At 52.0% G+C, this 15,846-nt stretch carries 15 protein-coding genes; 6 read left to right on the forward strand and 9 right to left on the reverse strand.

Annotation, left to right across the window (positions count from 1 at the left end; all coding sequences use genetic code 11):
* The first annotated feature begins 12 nt into the window (after positions 1-12).
* Positions 13-732: a GIN domain-containing protein gene (locus tag HZU75_RS07100; RefSeq protein ID WP_180308436.1), complete on the forward strand. Its 720-nt coding sequence runs from the start codon at positions 13-15 to the stop codon at positions 730-732.
* Between the two features lie 57 nt (positions 733-789).
* Here HZU75_RS07100 and HZU75_RS07105 read toward each other — a convergent pair whose 3' ends face one another.
* From HZU75_RS07105 to HZU75_RS17380, 7 genes are all read right to left on the reverse strand, one after another.
* Positions 790-1,323 carry a YfaZ family outer membrane protein gene (locus HZU75_RS07105; protein WP_180308437.1) on the reverse strand — a complete coding sequence of 178 codons (534 nt, stop codon included), beginning with the start codon at positions 1,321-1,323 and terminating at the stop codon, positions 790-792.
* Between the two features lie 215 nt (positions 1,324-1,538).
* Positions 1,539-2,480, reverse strand: coding sequence for a TraB/GumN family protein (locus HZU75_RS07110; RefSeq protein ID WP_180308438.1), 942 nt, complete (start codon positions 2,478-2,480; stop codon positions 1,539-1,541).
* Positions 2,481-2,578: 98 nt separating this feature from the next.
* On the reverse strand, positions 2,579-5,545 hold the full coding sequence (locus HZU75_RS17640) for a nitrate- and nitrite sensing domain-containing protein (protein WP_180308439.1): 2,967 nt from the start codon (positions 5,543-5,545) through the stop codon (positions 2,579-2,581).
* A gap of 278 nt (positions 5,546-5,823) precedes the next feature.
* Positions 5,824-6,747 carry a methylenetetrahydrofolate reductase gene (locus HZU75_RS07120; RefSeq protein WP_180308440.1) on the reverse strand — a complete coding sequence of 308 codons (924 nt, stop codon included), beginning with the start codon at positions 6,745-6,747 and terminating at the stop codon, positions 5,824-5,826.
* 98 nt (positions 6,748-6,845) lie between these two features.
* Complete coding sequence (locus HZU75_RS07125) at positions 6,846-8,000, reverse strand: alpha/beta hydrolase family protein (protein ID WP_180308441.1); 1,155 nt, start codon at positions 7,998-8,000, stop codon at positions 6,846-6,848.
* Between the two features lie 196 nt (positions 8,001-8,196).
* Positions 8,197-8,520: an antibiotic biosynthesis monooxygenase family protein gene (locus HZU75_RS07130; RefSeq protein WP_180308442.1), complete on the reverse strand. Its 324-nt coding sequence runs from the start codon at positions 8,518-8,520 to the stop codon at positions 8,197-8,199.
* 102 nt (positions 8,521-8,622) lie between these two features.
* A complete protein-coding gene (locus HZU75_RS17380; protein ID WP_228028228.1) occupies positions 8,623-10,797 on the reverse strand; it encodes a DEAD/DEAH box helicase in 2,175 nt (724 codons plus the stop codon).
* Between HZU75_RS17380 and HZU75_RS07140 the strand changes: the two genes are divergently transcribed.
* Positions 10,797-11,015 (forward strand): hypothetical protein, encoded by a 219-nt coding sequence (locus HZU75_RS07140; RefSeq protein ID WP_180308443.1) that lies wholly within the window; start codon positions 10,797-10,799, stop codon positions 11,013-11,015. The genes HZU75_RS17380 and HZU75_RS07140 overlap by 1 nt on opposite strands.
* Before the next feature lie 35 nt (positions 11,016-11,050).
* Here the strand turns inward: HZU75_RS07140 and HZU75_RS07145 are convergent, their stop codons facing one another.
* Complete coding sequence (locus tag HZU75_RS07145; protein WP_180308444.1) at positions 11,051-11,848, reverse strand: FTR1 family iron permease; 798 nt, start codon at positions 11,846-11,848, stop codon at positions 11,051-11,053.
* A 100-nt stretch (positions 11,849-11,948) separates the two neighbouring features.
* Positions 11,949-12,275 carry a cupredoxin domain-containing protein gene (locus tag HZU75_RS07150; RefSeq protein ID WP_180308445.1) on the reverse strand — a complete coding sequence of 109 codons (327 nt, stop codon included), beginning with the start codon at positions 12,273-12,275 and terminating at the stop codon, positions 11,949-11,951.
* Between the two features lie 213 nt (positions 12,276-12,488).
* Here HZU75_RS07150 and HZU75_RS07155 point away from each other — a divergent pair, with 213 nt between their 5' ends.
* From HZU75_RS07155 to HZU75_RS07170, 4 genes are all read left to right on the forward strand, one after another.
* Positions 12,489-13,046 (forward strand): YaeQ family protein, encoded by a 558-nt coding sequence (locus HZU75_RS07155; RefSeq protein WP_180308446.1) that lies wholly within the window; start codon positions 12,489-12,491, stop codon positions 13,044-13,046.
* A gap of 71 nt (positions 13,047-13,117) precedes the next feature.
* On the forward strand, positions 13,118-13,522 hold the full coding sequence (locus tag HZU75_RS07160) for an FKBP-type peptidyl-prolyl cis-trans isomerase (protein WP_180308447.1): 405 nt from the start codon (positions 13,118-13,120) through the stop codon (positions 13,520-13,522).
* 178 nt (positions 13,523-13,700) lie between these two features.
* On the forward strand, positions 13,701-14,291 hold the full coding sequence (locus tag HZU75_RS07165; protein ID WP_180308448.1) for a PDC sensor domain-containing protein: 591 nt from the start codon (positions 13,701-13,703) through the stop codon (positions 14,289-14,291).
* Positions 14,288-15,775 (forward strand): methyl-accepting chemotaxis protein, encoded by a 1,488-nt coding sequence (locus tag HZU75_RS07170; protein WP_180308449.1) that lies wholly within the window; start codon positions 14,288-14,290, stop codon positions 15,773-15,775. Before HZU75_RS07165 ends, HZU75_RS07170 begins: the two co-directional genes overlap by 4 nt.
* Positions 15,776-15,846: the final 71 nt, after the last annotated feature.

Below are 15,846 nucleotides of genomic sequence, written 5' to 3' on the forward strand. Positions count from 1 at the left end.
GGAGTATTTGAGATGAATAAGCAATGGCTTTTTCCCAGCTGCGTCGGCGCCGTATTGGTACTCGGCATCTTGAGCAACTTGTATTCAAAACCCAATGCACATTTCACGATTGATCAACACGAAGGCAATTGGCAGATGCAGAGCCAAGCCGACATCGAGCCGAGTGGTAAAACGGTGAAGATTGCGCTCGCCGGTGATGTAAACACGCTGCAGCAAATGGGGACAATCGGTGTTGTGCAAGCTTGCGCACAAGCAGCCAGCATTGAACTCGATTCGGCCCTGCTGGCGCAGGTCGATCCAGATCTGCTTAAGCGTGGCATCATCAAAACCAATGATGCCAATTTCAGCAGCAAAATGCCTGCCATCGTAATTCACACTGCCCAAGCATTAGGCCAAGTTGATAATTCGGGCACCGCCAATGTCGAAGTGCAATGCGCCAACCCAGCCCAACTAGCGGTGAATAATCGTGGCACCGGCGCGGTTGACATCACCACGCCAAAGATCGCCAAGGCCAGCGTTGATAATTATGGCGTGGGCGACGTGCGAATACGCGATGTCAATGCGATTCAGATCAACAACTGGGGAACGGGTAATGTCCAGGTTCAACGTGCCGAGACCGCCAAAATTATGCTCTTGGGGGTAGGAAACGTGAGCTTTGCCAATGCCCCCCAGATCAGCTCGACGGTCAAGGGCGTGGGTGAAATAAAACCAATGTTCAGGCTGAATAATTAACAGGGTATATGCCTAAAGATAAATATCTGTAATATTTAAAAGCATATACCCTAGTAATTAAAACATCACCCGCACACCGGCATACGCGCCATTGGCTAAATCATGCTGATGGCCGTTTTCAAATTCCACGCTGGAATACCGATAACCCGCATCGAGCGCGACGGAATTCATCACCCGCCAGTTCACGCCGACGCGCCCATCAAAGCTGGCATCCAGATTGCCGGTGGCCAAAGGCCCCCAATAAGCACTTCCGTAAATAGCGAGCGACTTCGCAATAGGGATTTGCACATCCCCACCAATCGCCAGCGTCATTTCATCACCATGCTGGTCGAGCGAATACCAATTGGCTCGACCACCCACGCTGACACTGGCCGCGCCTAGCGGCAAGGTATACGCCAGCCCGACGCTGGCCAAGGTGTCATCGTGGTCGAAATTATTGAGTAATTGCGCACTCAGACTCAGTGGCGGCGAAAGTTGCTGAGTGAAATCCAGCCCAAGGTATTCGCTGCCGATGGTGGTCGATAAAGAGCCCGCCTGCGCCAGCGAACTAATCATCATGGCGCCCAGCGCCGCTGCGATTGTGTTTTTCATTGTCACCTCAACAAATAAACCGCAGCTTACTGGATGAGGCAGGGCGGGCTTGGTGCACAAATACACGCAGCTGCGGTGGATAAATTCATCGCCAGCGCGGCAGAGCGCATCTGCGGCTCAATACGGCAATCAGGCGCACCGAGCTCACGTATAGCCTTCAAGGCAATATTTTAAGAGCGATTCAACGCAATACCACGCAGGGTATCGCGTTGTCATTATTGAAACGAAATCGGCTCAACCTGAAAACCCTGCTCGCGCAAAAGTTTAGGTAGCCCTTTTTTACCGACCATGTGCAAGCTGCCAACGGCGATAAATAAGGATTGATTTTGGCCGTGTTGCTGCGCAATGCGTTTGGCCAGCACGACGTTTCTGTCGTCATTCAGCCGCTTCATCGCTTTGCGATCTTCGGCGGTTTTCATGCATTCGCACCATTCTTCGTAGCGCTCCATCCGCGCCAGATCGCTGCGCGCCCAAGTATCGACCAGCATGCGCAATTGCTCACGGGCTTGGCCCGATTCCATTAGCGTCATCGCTTGCTGATATTGCGCAGTCGTCAATTTGCCATCTTCAAGCAGCGCACTCATTTGCTCTTTGGGCGTTTCTAGCGCGATGATCTTTTTCTTCGCGCCTTGCGCAGCGCCCAGCAAAAAGACTTCCGTGCCAAAGGCCGCTTCAACACCATCTTGGCGCGATTGGCTTAGAGAAATCTGGCTGAGCACTAAGGAAGGATGAACTCGATCTAGCAGCTCGACCGGTAGGCAGTTTTTGACCAGTTGTGCTTTGATGCGCTCAGCAAATTGCGCAGGGACTTGGCCCGCACCGCGCTGCGCGAGGCGTAGCACTTCGCTCATCGTCTCGCTCTGGGTAATATCCAATTCCACCGCGATGGCATCGCTGCTGAAAATGGCCTGCCGCGTTTTTGGCCCCGGCAGCCAATATTCACGCTGATTGGCGTGGATTGTTCCGTACAGCCACGAAGCATGCCCGCCCTTGCTGATTTTCCACAAGAAGCCGCGATCGACGGCTTGCTGCATCAAGGTGGGGATTTCTTCGGCGGTGGGCACTTGGGGTTCGGGCAAACATTCGGCGCGAACCGCTCCAGCCCAAAACAATAGCGTAGTAAGACAAGCAATTTTCAAACGGCCAGCTAGTTTCATCGCCAAGCTCAAACAAGGTTGATATACCCCGCATGGTATACGTGGACTCGCCTCAAATGGCAAGACTTATCCAGCAATACAACACGGGGCAACTCAAACTAGCTTAAGCGGAAACGCTCAACGACGCCGACGAGCTCTTGCGCCTGCTCTTGCAAACTTTCTGCTGCCGCGGCCGCTTGCTCGACCAGTGCAGCGTTTTGTTGCGTCATTTCATCGATCTGGTTCACCGCCTCGGTGACTTGCTCGATGCCATTACTTTGCTCACGGCTCGCGCCGGCAATCTCGGTGACCAGTTGGGTGACTTTTTCAAAGCAGCTAACCAAGCTTTCCATTGATTGACCGGCTTGCTGCACCAATACCGAACCCGAATCGACTTTTTCACCCGATTCGTGAATCAGATCTTTAATTTCTTTGGCCGCCGTGGCGCTGCGCAACGCTAAATTGCGCACCTCGGTGGCCACCACCGCAAAACCCCGCCCTTGCTCGCCAGCGCGCGCGGCCTCGACCGCGGCATTGAGGGCCAAGATATTGGTTTGGAAAGCAATGCCGTCAATAACGCTAATAATGTCGGCAATTTTGCGGCTACTGTGCGTAATGCCGTCCATGGTGTGGATGATTTCATTCACAATGCGCCCGCTGCTGGCCGCCGTTTCATTGCTGGTTTTGGCCAAAATATTGGCCTGATGCGCGTGGCCAGCATTTTGTTTCACCGTGCCATTGAGCTCTTCCATCGTGCTGGCGGTTTCTTCCAAGCTACCGGCCTGCTCTTCAGTGCGGCTCGATAAATCGGCATTGCCAGAGGCGATTTCCTGCGCGGCGGTGTTGATTTGTTCTGCAGCGTGTTGAATGCGGCCAACCACCTCGCGCAAATGCGTAATCGTGGCATTGGTGTGATCTTTCAGCGCGCCAAATAGCCCACCGTATTCGGCCTTAATCGTGCGCGTTAAATCGCCATCGGTCACGGCTTTGAGCGACTGGTTTACATCTTTTAAACCGCTTTCAACCGTCAACGACAACTGGTTTAATCCTTCAGACACTTTGCGATAGAACCCAGTTTTACCTTCAATATCCAAGCGGGTGTCAAAATGCCCTTCGCTCGCAGCCAGGATGAGGTTTTCCACTTCCTGCTCGATTTTCACTTCCAAGGTGCGATCAACCCATTCGGCCACCGCCCCCATGCGCTCGCCCTGCTCGTTAATCACCGGGTTGGCTGTCACCGTCATATTGCGACCGCCAATCACCAAATCAGCCGTATAGGGTCGCACAAACTCGGCGAGCAATTTGGCCTGATGCTCGGGGTTTTTATGGAAGCTATCAATATTCGTACCAATCAGCCGCGAAGCATCAAAGCCGGGAATCTGCGTGCGAATTGCGCTCTCGGCGCTTTGCAGCATATTGCGCACCGCCTTATTGGCGTACACGATTTTCCGTTCGGTATCGACAATCATCGCGCCGGTGCTGACATTATCGAGCGCAATCCGTACCCGCAGATTTTCCGCCGCCAACGCCGCTTCGCGCTCGGCAGCGGCCAGCTCGGCAGTGCGATCGCGCCATTCGGCCACCGAGCCCAAACGCTCGCCGTTGGCATTAATGACCGGGTTGGCAATTACCTGCAATTGGCGCACGCCCACTTTGAGGTTCGCGGTATATGGCTTGCTCAAACTGGCAAGTAAGTTCGCTTGATGGCTAGGTTGCTTATGAAATTGATCAATGCACTCACCAATCAGCCGCTCGGCATTAAAGGTTGGCAGCACTTGGCGCAAATCGCTTTCAGCCTCTTTGAGCATGGTGCGCACCGCTGTATTGGCGTAAATAATAGTGCGTTGATCGTCGGCGATCATCACGCCGGTGCTGACATTATCCAGCGCGATCCGAATACGCAGATTTTCATCGGCGGTTTTCTTCTCAAAATTAATGCGCTCGAGTAACTGCTGCTGCATTTGCTGGATCGAATGCAGCAAACTACGCTCATCGCCCTTGCGGAGCACGACTTCATTATCCAAATGGCCTGCCGCAATTCGGCGGGTAATCCGCGCCGCATAATCGGGCTCGCCCCCCATTTGGCGCAGCACATTACGCGTAATGAGCAAGACCAAACTTGCCGTCAGCACAATGGCCAAAGCCGCCACGCCCAAGAACAGGTTTTTATTTTGCTGCGCCTGCGCCGTGAGTTGCGCTTGGCGCGCGAGCAAATCGTTCGCAAGCTGGCTTTCAACGGTTTTCATCAATTCGATGCGGCCGGTCGACATTTTGAACCAGTGCTTGGGGTCGACACCCAGCACAACCGAAGTCGGGTTATCCAGCGCAAACTGGCGCAAGCGATTCACTTCATTCACCGCCTCACCTTGCACGGTGCGCGCCAGAAATTCTTTTTGCTCATCGAGCGCATAGTGCGAAAACTCATCTAAATACACTTGCTGCGCCGACCAGTTTTGCACAAAACTATTAAGCGTAGCGGCGCTAAACTGATTCAGCGTAAACACCGCCGACAACATCGCCCGCTCGCGCCCTGCGCGCTCTTTGGCCTGTAAAAAGCTCGAATACGCCGCGCTCAGGCGAGCCACTTCGCCTTGGCTGCTCAGTTGCGACACCCGCGCCGGCATTTGCTGCAAATCACCAATTAGGCCTGTGTAATACTTGGCTGAATCGGGCGCGCCGAGGCTGAGTGCGCTCACGCCTTGGCGTTTGGCGTCGATTTGCTGCAAATCTTCGCTGGCTTTGTTGAGCACTTCGTCCAAGCTGGCGGCGTAACGTTGCCGATCAAACGCGGCCAAGGCGGTTTTAAATTCGCTGATTTTTTGATCGCTGACGCTGCGCTGGGCTTGCAAATCGCTGCCGTTCAGCTGGCCCTTACTGCTAATAAACATGGCGCTCATGCCACGCTCTTTTTGCAGCTCATGCGTAAGATCGCCAATATGCACCGACAATTGCACCAAGCCTTCTAAGCGTTGCAGCTCATCGACTTGCGCCATTTTCTCTTTGACCGCAGTTAAAGAGAAAAACACCAGCACCAAGGCCGGAATTCCACCCATCAAACTTAATTTTGCTCTAAGGCTCAAGTGCATAGCCGACTCCGTCGCAGCGCGAAAAACTGCTTTGTTTATAGGACAGATCGGTTCAGCGAATTGAAATGCCGGAAAGGCAAAGGGAGAATATGCCCAGCAACACAGGGGGCATCGCGTGAAAAGGCAATTACAGCAATGGGCTAATGGCAATACCTACCCATCTAACCCTAAATGGGTAGGCCATTAAAACTGACTCGGATTAATAACAAAGTAGTTTGAAATGCCCAGTCTGCTGCGGGCTGAAGGTGGCCCAGCGACAGGTGAGCAGAAACGGCATGTTAAACGCGGCTAAACATCGCCTGCACATCGCGCACTAATTGCAATGAAGCTTCGATTTCGTCTTTGCGAATCGCTACGCTCTCGACATTACACCCTACAGGTATGCCTTTCTCATTAGCGTATTGCAATAGCTCGGAGAAGATACGCTTACATACATCGAGTGATTTGGCCAGAATATCGCCCGAGTGGATCAGATCGTTTTCCAGCCATTTCGGAATACTGATCCCCAGCCACTTCATAAATTCCAGCGTTTTCACCGAGCCGCACGGCGTAATGGTGAAAATAATCGGCACCATCGCCGTACCGCTCGCTTGGCAAGCGTAGTAGTAATCGGAGAGGAAATTTTTCGCCGCCTCAACGTTGTAAACGCACTGCGTTACAAAGAACGAGCATCCTTCCGCCACCTTGTGCGCCACACGAATGTGCTCGTCGTTTTTCACCAAATGCCGCTCGGGAATCGCCACGCCACCAACTAATAGATCGGGGTTGGTTTCGCGCCGCAAGGCATAGGCTTGTGCCACCGACAATGACACCTGCTGCTCGCGCGAAGCCGCGCCAACAAACACCGACACGCCATTACCCAGCGCGCTTAAATCGGCGCGAAACTGCTCGGGCGAATATTTCCCGACGCAGCGGTAGTTAATTTTCGGGATATCGAGCGCCGCCAGATAATCACGGCTATACGTCAGCGGATCGAGTGTCGCCAAAAACGGGAACGGGCGCGCCGCGTCGGTGCGATCTGCTTCATCCTGAATGTCATACAGCACCAGCCCATCCACATTCAGCGGCGCAATGCGCTCGACCTGCAAGGCCGCGATCTCGGCGATCTTCTCTGGCGTATTGTTCGCCTTGGGCGGCGTAATGCCGTACAAAATAATACCGGGCTGGCGCTGGGTGATTTTGGTGTGCAGATTAGTAGGCATGAGCAGACTCGTTATCGTTTGGCGGGATTTTACACTGCTTTGTGCCTTAGTCTTCATGGAAGATAAGGCAGCGTAAAGCCACCTTATCAGTAACAATATTAACTAGTTGGCCAAACGACCTGCCCATTGAGTAGATACAATTTACAATTTTTACTATTCGGTTTTCTTTTGCATGATGCCATCGCCCATGATTCGGGGTCTAAATCAAAATCCCCCATTCCACCGCAATTGCCTTCCTCAGAAATAACAAACGCACTAGGGCTGACTTTATATTTGACCACATTCTCATAGAATGTGCGGCAGGTCTTGTTCAAATTAGCTGGTAATTTATCCAAGTCCGAAGCTAAAGCAAATCCAGATGGGGTTACGACTTTGTTCACTGTCTGCAGATTTGGATAAATAACTTCAACCGGCAAGCCTTTTTCTTTCAATTGAGGCTTGATAATTGGCCACCAAATTTCATTAAAACCAGCTAAAGTGCCAAACATACCATGAGCGTCAGCCCTGAACGAGCCAAAATTAATTAACTTTGCTTGCTGTTTAGTTGCATTATAAAGCTCATAATTTTTATTAATCAAATCAACAGACATTAAAGCATCATTACTACCATAAAACCAAATCGAGTCGTGCTTAGCATTTTTTCCTAATTTTCCAAAACTAGAATTCAATGCTGACTCCCAGTTACAACCATTACCATAATTGAGCACACCAGAAAAATTCACAGCCAATACCAGACCCGCGATAGGTTCAGTAATTGTGCCAAGTACATTGAGCCCTCCATATGACTGGCCCATCAAAACAACTTGTTCTTTATTTACATAATTTTTGGTTTTTATGGCTTCAATCAATGCTCGAAAATCTTTACCGGTATCCATTACTTCGCTATAAATATTGCAGCGTTCAGTATTGTTGTATCCACTTGATTTCGAAAATCCGCGAGCATTTGGAAAAACAACCACATAGCCACGAGCAACCATTTCGGCCGCTAATAGCGTCATACGGGATCTTGGCTGCTTTTCCGTAGGGCCCAAATCTTTACCGTGATAAATAAACAAAACGGGAAAAGGCCCATCACCATTCGGTTTAAAAATAGTAGTTTCTAGTTTTACATCTGCACCAAAAAGATTGGTACCTACCTTGATCATCTCTACGCTTTCATTCAAATCAGTGCGTAATGGAGGCTCTTCAGAATAGGCATAGATCGCCGTCAAAGTTAACAGCAATGCAAAAATGAACCGGATATTTTTCAACATGGAATTATTGCCAGAAAGGGGTCAGTTACGTTATTCAAAACGGGATGAATTCTCAATATCGTACATCCCGTGTTGCAATAGGGTGAAAAGCATATTATTGGTATCTATGGAGGGAGGGTACTTAGGTCAATTCTGATTAAAATATTACCAGACAAAAATATTTACTGTCAAAAAACACTTCGAAAACTTACACAACTCACCATTGCATAGACAATACATGCCCCAGCTGCCCATCACCATACGTTTTAATCACTTGCGAGATGATGACCTGATAGCCGCCTAGCCATTCGCTATAGCGCTTTTTTGCTTCGATGTGTTTGGGGTGCGCGATGAGCGCTTTCAGGCCTGCCTCAGTTTCCCAGTAATACACATTGGCGATACGGCCGGTTTTGGGGTCTTCCCATGCTTCTTCACCGATGTAACCGACGCTCTCTTTCGCCGCCGTGGCAATCAGCGCATCGAGTGCGTGAAATTCGTCGTCGTATTGTTTGGCGGTGAAAATGAAAGTCGCGGAATACATCAATACGTGGCTCCGTATATGAATAAAGGCCATATTAAATATGGCCTTTGGAAAAATACCCTATCGGTGGGTTACGGCTTCGCCTAACCCACCCTACCCAATTTACTCTTCGTCACGCGGCTTGCCGCCACCGAGCAGCGCAGCAGTCGGTGCTGAGCGGCGGCGCTGACCACCGTGGCCTTCCGAATGGGAAGTGTGCACCTGTGGTTTACGCTGATCGTTGCGCTTGGCGTCAGTGGCAAATGATCGACCGTCGCGAGCGGCTGGACGAGCCCCGCGATTATCGGTGCGGCCACCATCTCGGCCGGCAGGTCGTGGGCCACGCCCATCACTCCGTGAGCCGCCACGACCGCCATTTTCTGGCTTATCGTAATAACCACCTTGCCGAGGAATCGGCGGGAAGCCGCCTTGGGTGCTCGCGGTATTGCCATTGTTGTAACGTGGGCCACGATTTGGGCGTTGCATCAACTCGGCAGGCAGCGCATTGGCGTTCGACATCGGCTGGCGTTCGTCATAATCCATCCGTTCACGGGGTGCGCGTTGCGGCGCACGGCCATCATCACGCGAGTCTGGACGTGCACGGCGTTGCTCATTGCCACGACCTTCGCCAGCTGAGCCGCGTGGGCCGCGACGTTCGTCGTTGCGTGGGCCACGTTCCTGACGCGGTGCGCCATCACGCGGCGCACGCTCTTGCCGTGGTGCACGGCTTGGTTGTTCGCTATCGACGCGCGCTTCACCGGCAGGGCGACGACCGCGACCACGCTGCTGCCCTTCGCGCGGTTGGCGCGGCGCACGAGCTTGCGGCGCTTCACCATCGGCGCTAAGCGCTGCGATTTCTGCCGTGTCGGCACTGCCCTCTGCACGCTCGTCGTTGCGACGGCGACCTTGGCCGCTGCGTGGGCTGCGCTGAGCTTTGCTCTCCGCTTCGGCTTTTTTCGCCGCCATCACTTTGGCAACTTCTTCAGGGCTGGCACCCGCGGCGAGCATCGCGTCTTTTTCAGCTTGCAGCGCTTCGGCGTTGGCTTTGTTCCAGCCTTTCGGCGGGCGCGAATTGGTGTTGGCGCGCGGCGTACGTGGCGGGCGATCACGACCGAGACCACCGCGCACGATAGGCTCGGGCTTCACGCTCAAGTCGGCTTCAAAGCCGGGCACGGTAAATTGTGGAATCGATTGCTTGGTTAGCTTTTCGATGTCGGCCAAGAATTTAAGCTCATCAACGCAGACCAGCGACAGTGCTTCACCGGTGCAGCCAGCACGGCCAGTACGGCCAATGCGGTGAACGTAATCTTCGGAAATATTCGGCAATTCAAAATTGACCACGTGCGGCAATTCTTCAATATCCAGACCACGTGCGGCGATATCAGTCGCAACCAATACTTGCAACTCGCCTGTTTTAAATTGCGCCAAAGCGGCAGTGCGGGCGTTCTGGCTCTTATTGCCATGAATCGCCATCGCGGTAATGCCGTCTTTGTTCAGCTTTTCAGCCACACGGTTACACGCGTGTTTGGTGCGCATAAACACCAATACTTGGTGCCAATCGCCTTCTTTGATCAGATGCGTCAGCAGCGGCAGCTTTTTATCGCGATCAACCAAGTGCACGCGCTGGCTAACCAGCTCGTTGGTGGTATTGCGGCGCGCGACTTCGATCAGAGCGGGGTTATTGAGCAACTTGTCAGCGAGGTCTTTGATTTCATCGCTGAATGTCGCTGAGAATAGTAAGTTCTGCCGCTCGGCCGGCACGATCTTAAGAATCTTTTTTATATCGTGGATAAAACCCATATCGAGCATACGATCGGCTTCGTCGAGCACCAGAATTTCGACTGCCGACAAATCAACGGTTTGCTGGCCCACGTGATCGAGCAAGCGGCCCGGCGTGGCGACCAGAATATCCAGCGGAGAATGCAGGCGACGGTGTTGCGGTTTGATATTGACGCCGCCAAACATCACCATCGAGGTGTAAGGCAGGTATTTGCCGTAGGTTTGGACTGATTCTTCCACCTGCGCGGCGAGTTCACGCGTTGGGGTCAGGATCAGCACGCGCGGCGTGCCTTTTTCACTACTTGGTGCGCCCTTTTCAATTAGGCGCTGCAAAATCGGCAGCGTAAAACCAGCGGTTTTACCAGTACCGGTTTGCGCGGCGGCGAGTAAATCGCCACCTAAAATTACTTGAGGGATCGCCTGCGCTTGAATCGGCGTCGGCGTGGTGTAACCAGTTTCGGCAACGGCACGCAAAAGCGGCTCGGCCAATTTTAGATCGGCAAAAGTCAGATCAGACATTGAATATTCCTGCTGCGGCCTATCGCGTGGCGCGATACCAATCCAGGGCAGGTTTAGGTAAATTGAAGAGAGAGGCCGGCCAGCTAGAACTGCGCGGCGGCGCGCCGATTGGTTGGGCGCTAAAACTCGGATTCTACAGAGTATTTAGCCGAAAAAACAAACGCTGTATGCAAAAAATGTCGCAAATTGGCGTTTATTTGATTAAAGGTCAGGCTTAGCCGAGGTTTTGCCCTTGCATATGGTGCAGAATCGCTTAGCCTTTGCGACGAAACAGCAGGGTGATACTTGACCAATATGCCAAGAATGCCAGCACCAGCGTTAAGGCCGGCTGGGCGCGATAACCCGTCAATGCAGCAATCGTTCCACCCAATTTAGTCGAGTCATCCAATAACACACTGCTATCCCATAGATGATCGCGTAAAGTGGGCAACCATCCTAGATTCATCATCCGCTCGACCCCATTCATCAACATGGCGCAGGCCAACATCAACAGCATGATTTCGCTAAAGCGAAAAAAAGCACGCCATGATAGCCACTTAGAGCCTTGCTGTAATAGCCAAAATGTCGCGCCTGCCAGAACTATTCCGGCCACGATTACCAAGGCAAATTGGCCAGTATTGCTCCCGCTCATGCCAAGACCATACAGAAAGACTACGGTTTCAGCACTTTCGCGCCCCACGGCAATCGCCACCAGCGCCACCATACCCCACCAATTAGCCTGCTTCGCACTACTGGCCATGCCACTTTCCAGCTCTTTTTTCAATGTGCAGCCATGTTTGCGCATCCACAGCACCATCTGCACAATCAGCACAGCAGCAACCAAAACCATGCCGAGTTGGAAATAATCCATTTGCTCAGGCGAGAGTGAATCTGCAATTCCCAGCATCACCAGCGCCAAAGACAATGCCAACGCAATCCCCGCGGCTACGCCCCCCCACAACCACGGCAACGCTTGCTTGACATCATTGGAGCGAATCCAGGCGAACAAAATCCCGACCACCAGCATCGCCTCAACGCTTTCTCGCCAAACAATAAACAGCGCATTGCCCATGAAGGTACTCCTTGTGTAACTTTGATTGACTCTGCCCGCATCTCAATACCGCATCGCACGGCCTCAATGGCGGACGCTAATGCGGGAAGCGAGGCAATAATCACTTCACGACCAGCACACCACGCACTTTGTCTTCAAGATATTCATTCACAAATTTGTATTCGCCAGCGGCTAATGGCTTGAGATGAATTACGATACTTTTGCTCGGTGCAATCACTTTTTCCTGCCGCAGCGGTTTGCTCTCAAACTCAACTGCCGCTTTGCTATCATTCACCACGGTTAAGTCGATCGCTTTGCCTGCAGGGGCATTCAACGTTGCGGGTTCAAAGCCATTTGCACGCGCAGTGAGCGTTAAGGCGGTTGTTTCCGCATGAACCACTGTCGTGGCAATAAGAGTCGTGAGTGTCAGTAAAATTGCACGTAGCATGGGCGCTCTCAATTTGAAATTGTTGCTTGATTTGTTTGAATAAATCTTACGCCGCAGTGATAACAAGATCAATTCCCAATTGCATTAATTGCCACATTCTAAATAAACATTAATGATTCACAACTCCAAAATGACCACCATGCAAATGCATAAATACAGCCTGTGCGTAAGCAGTTAAACTACACGCTTTTCTGCATTCGCTATCTTCCACCCATGGCCCTCAAATCCACCGTCTTTAAAGCCGAGCTAAACATTACCGATATGGATCGCAATTACTATGCGACGCATCACCTGACTCTGGCGCGCCATCCCTCTGAAACCGACGAGCGCATGATGCTGCGCCTGGTTGCCTTCGCCCAACATGCCAGCGAATCTTTGGAACTAACACGCGGCCTGTGCGCAGATGATGAGCCTGATATCTGGCAAATGGATCTGACCGGAGCGATCGAGCAGTGGATCGATCTGGGCATGCCAGATGAAAAACGCATCAAGAAGGCCTGTGGTCGCTCAGCTGAGGTGTGGATTTACGCCTACGGCGCGCGCGTGGTCGATATTTGGTTTGACGGCATCAAAGGCCAGCTCACCCGCTTTGAGCATTTAAATGTGGTCGGCGTGGATGCCGATACCTTGGCGGAACTCGCGAAAATGACCGAGCGCACCATGCAATTGCAATTTACGATTCAGGACGGCCAAACTTGGGTGTCGGACAACACACATAATGTACTGGTTGAGCCTCGCCCATTGCTGCGCATGGGGCAAGTCGTCAATTGATAGGTATATTCTCGTAGCTCAATCTGAACAATAACTGCAAAGCAATACCCTAACCACTAATAGGAAAACGCATGAAAACTCTGTTTGCCACCCTGCTGATCGCCGGGCTTGCCACTACGGCACAAGCCGCTGATCCTGCCAAGACAATTAAAACTGAATCCGGCATTGAAATTACCACCTTAGTTGAAGGCAAGGGCGCTAACCCTAAAGCCCTAGATACAGTAACCGTGCATTACCGTGGCACTTTACCGGATGGCAAGGAATTTGATAGCTCGTATAAACGCGGCCAGCCTGCGACCTTCCCGCTCTCACGCGTGGTGCCATGCTGGACTGAAGGTGTGCAGAAAATCAAAGAGGGTGGAAAGGCCAAGCTGGTGTGTCCACCCAAACTGGCTTATGGCGAGCGCGGTGTGCCTGGCGTGATTCCTGCCAATGCCACACTGATTTTCGAAGTTGAATTGCTCAAAATCCAGTAAGCCCTTTCCCTGCCATGTCTGCTCTGCGGACATGGCACACACTGCAGCTTTAGCCTTTCGGTATAAACAACCCCTTCTCTGTGATAACTCCCTTCCGTCATTTTCTTACCTAAGTAGCTGACAAGCTGCTATGAAAAGAGAATAGAACCCGATCTGGCGGTTCGGCGAAGGAAGCACCATGCAGACTTTTCTCTCCACATTACCAATGCGCGCCAAAGTACTGCTGGCTGCAACCTTGGCCATTGTAGTTGGCATCACGGCGATGATCTGGGTGATTGCTAGTCAGGTTTATCAGGATGCCGAACGTGTTGGCAAGGCGCGCGCGTATGAACAAACGGAATCCTATGCCAAGCAGATCGAGGCCAATTTCGCACAAGGCTTTATGCTGCCCAAGCATCTGGCCGATGCCGTCATGGGACTCAAGGGTGGCAACTTCCCCGATCGCAAAACCCTCGATCAAATGATCATGAAATTACTCGGCGGTTTTCCGGATGCCTCTGGTTTATGGATGCTGATGGAGGCCAATGCCTTAGATGGCAAAGATGCGGAATACGCCAAAGACTGGCCCCGTCACGACCCCACCGGCCGCTACATGCCTTACATCACGCGCTCTGGCGACAAGGTGGCACAAGATGTGATGCTAGGCAGCAAACAACAAGCCGAGGCAGAACCATTTCGTACTAACCCCACTGGCTATAAACCACGTTATGAAGAAAGTGGCTGGGGGATTTTTACTTTGTACCTAAATCGCGTAAGCGCGATACTGTGACCGAGCCGTTTCCCTACGATGTGCAAGGCAAAAGTATTTTAATGTCGTCGCTGGCCGTAGCGATGAAAAATCCGGCGGGTGATTTTTTGGGCATTGCCGCTGTTGATCTACCACTAGATCGGCTGCAAACCATTTTTAGCCAATACAAACCATTTGGTGTTGGCCACCTAACCTTGATTTCCAATGGCGGTTTGTACGTGGTCAATCAAGATAGCCAATTGTTGGGTAAAGCGATGGATGCCCAGCAGTATCCGGCCGAATTAATGACCCAGCTACAAGCCGGCAAAACACTCGACTACGAAAAAGATGGCGTGCTCCACGTTTGGCGCGCTATTCAGGTCGGGAATACCGGCCAATACTGGGGGCTGGGGGTCGCAATTCCCAAAGAAGTAATCGTGGCTGATGCCGTGAAAGCGCGCAATCACGCGATTATTGTTGGAGTCATCGCTGGCGTACTGTTGCTCGCTGTATTGGCCGCCATATTGACGGTATTAACTGCACCGCTGGCGCGCTTGGCCGTGGCGATGGAAACTCTAGCAGGGGGCGAAGGCGATTTAACACGCCGCCTTACTGTTGTATCGCATGATGAAATTGGTCGTACCAGCGAAGCGTTTAATCACTTTATGGAACGATTACGCACAATGTTTGTACAAGTGCGCCAAGAAAGCGAAGCCGTGGGTGTGGCAGCCCGACAATTAAGCACGGTGGCCGATAAAGTGGCAGATGCTTCGCACCAGCAAGCTGAGTCATCCACTGCCACCGCGGCCAGCGTGGAAGAAGTCACCGTCAGCATTCAACATATCGCCGAAAGTGCCCACCACTTTGAAACCAGCGCCGCTAGTACCGGACAAGCAACCGAGCAAGGCCAACAGTTGGTGCAAAATGTGGCCTACGAAATCGATAAAGTGAATCAGTCGGTAGATGCATTATCGGATTCGATGAGCAAACTCAATCAACAATCGGCCAAAGTGGATGCAATCCTGAGTGCGATTAAGGACATTGCGGATCAGACCAATCTACTGGCACTCAACGCGGCAATTGAAGCTGCACGCGCTGGCGAGCAGGGACGAGGTTTTGCCGTGGTTGCCGATGAAGTACGCAAATTAGCCGCCCGTACTGGTGAGGCAACGCAGGAAATCAGCCACATTGTGAGCGATATTCAGAACGAAATTGCCAGCTCGGATCAAAACATGCAGCGCACGCGCAGCCAGATTACCAGTTGTATGTCGATTTCACATCAGGCCAGCGATGCAATTGGCGCTGTCTCTGGCGAAACCCGCGAGCTGGTATCGGATGTCATTGTGATTGCCGACGCAACGCGTGAACAAGCTGCCGCCAGTACCGATATTGCCAAAAACATCGAGCACATTAGCAATATGGCGCAAGAAAATAACCACTCGATCACGCAAGTGGCGCACTCGGTCACCGAGTTGGAAAACCTAGCCAAACGCATGGCCGATTTGGTATCGAAATTCCGTACCTGAAATTAGATGCAGCTCTGGCAAGAGCGCCCTGTGTCAAGGCAACCAACAATACCAACCCAATGTATCTCAAC

Source organism: Chitinibacter fontanus (assembly GCF_013423785.1).
Taxonomy (GTDB): domain Bacteria; phylum Pseudomonadota; class Gammaproteobacteria; order Burkholderiales; family Chitinibacteraceae; genus Chitinibacter; species Chitinibacter fontanus.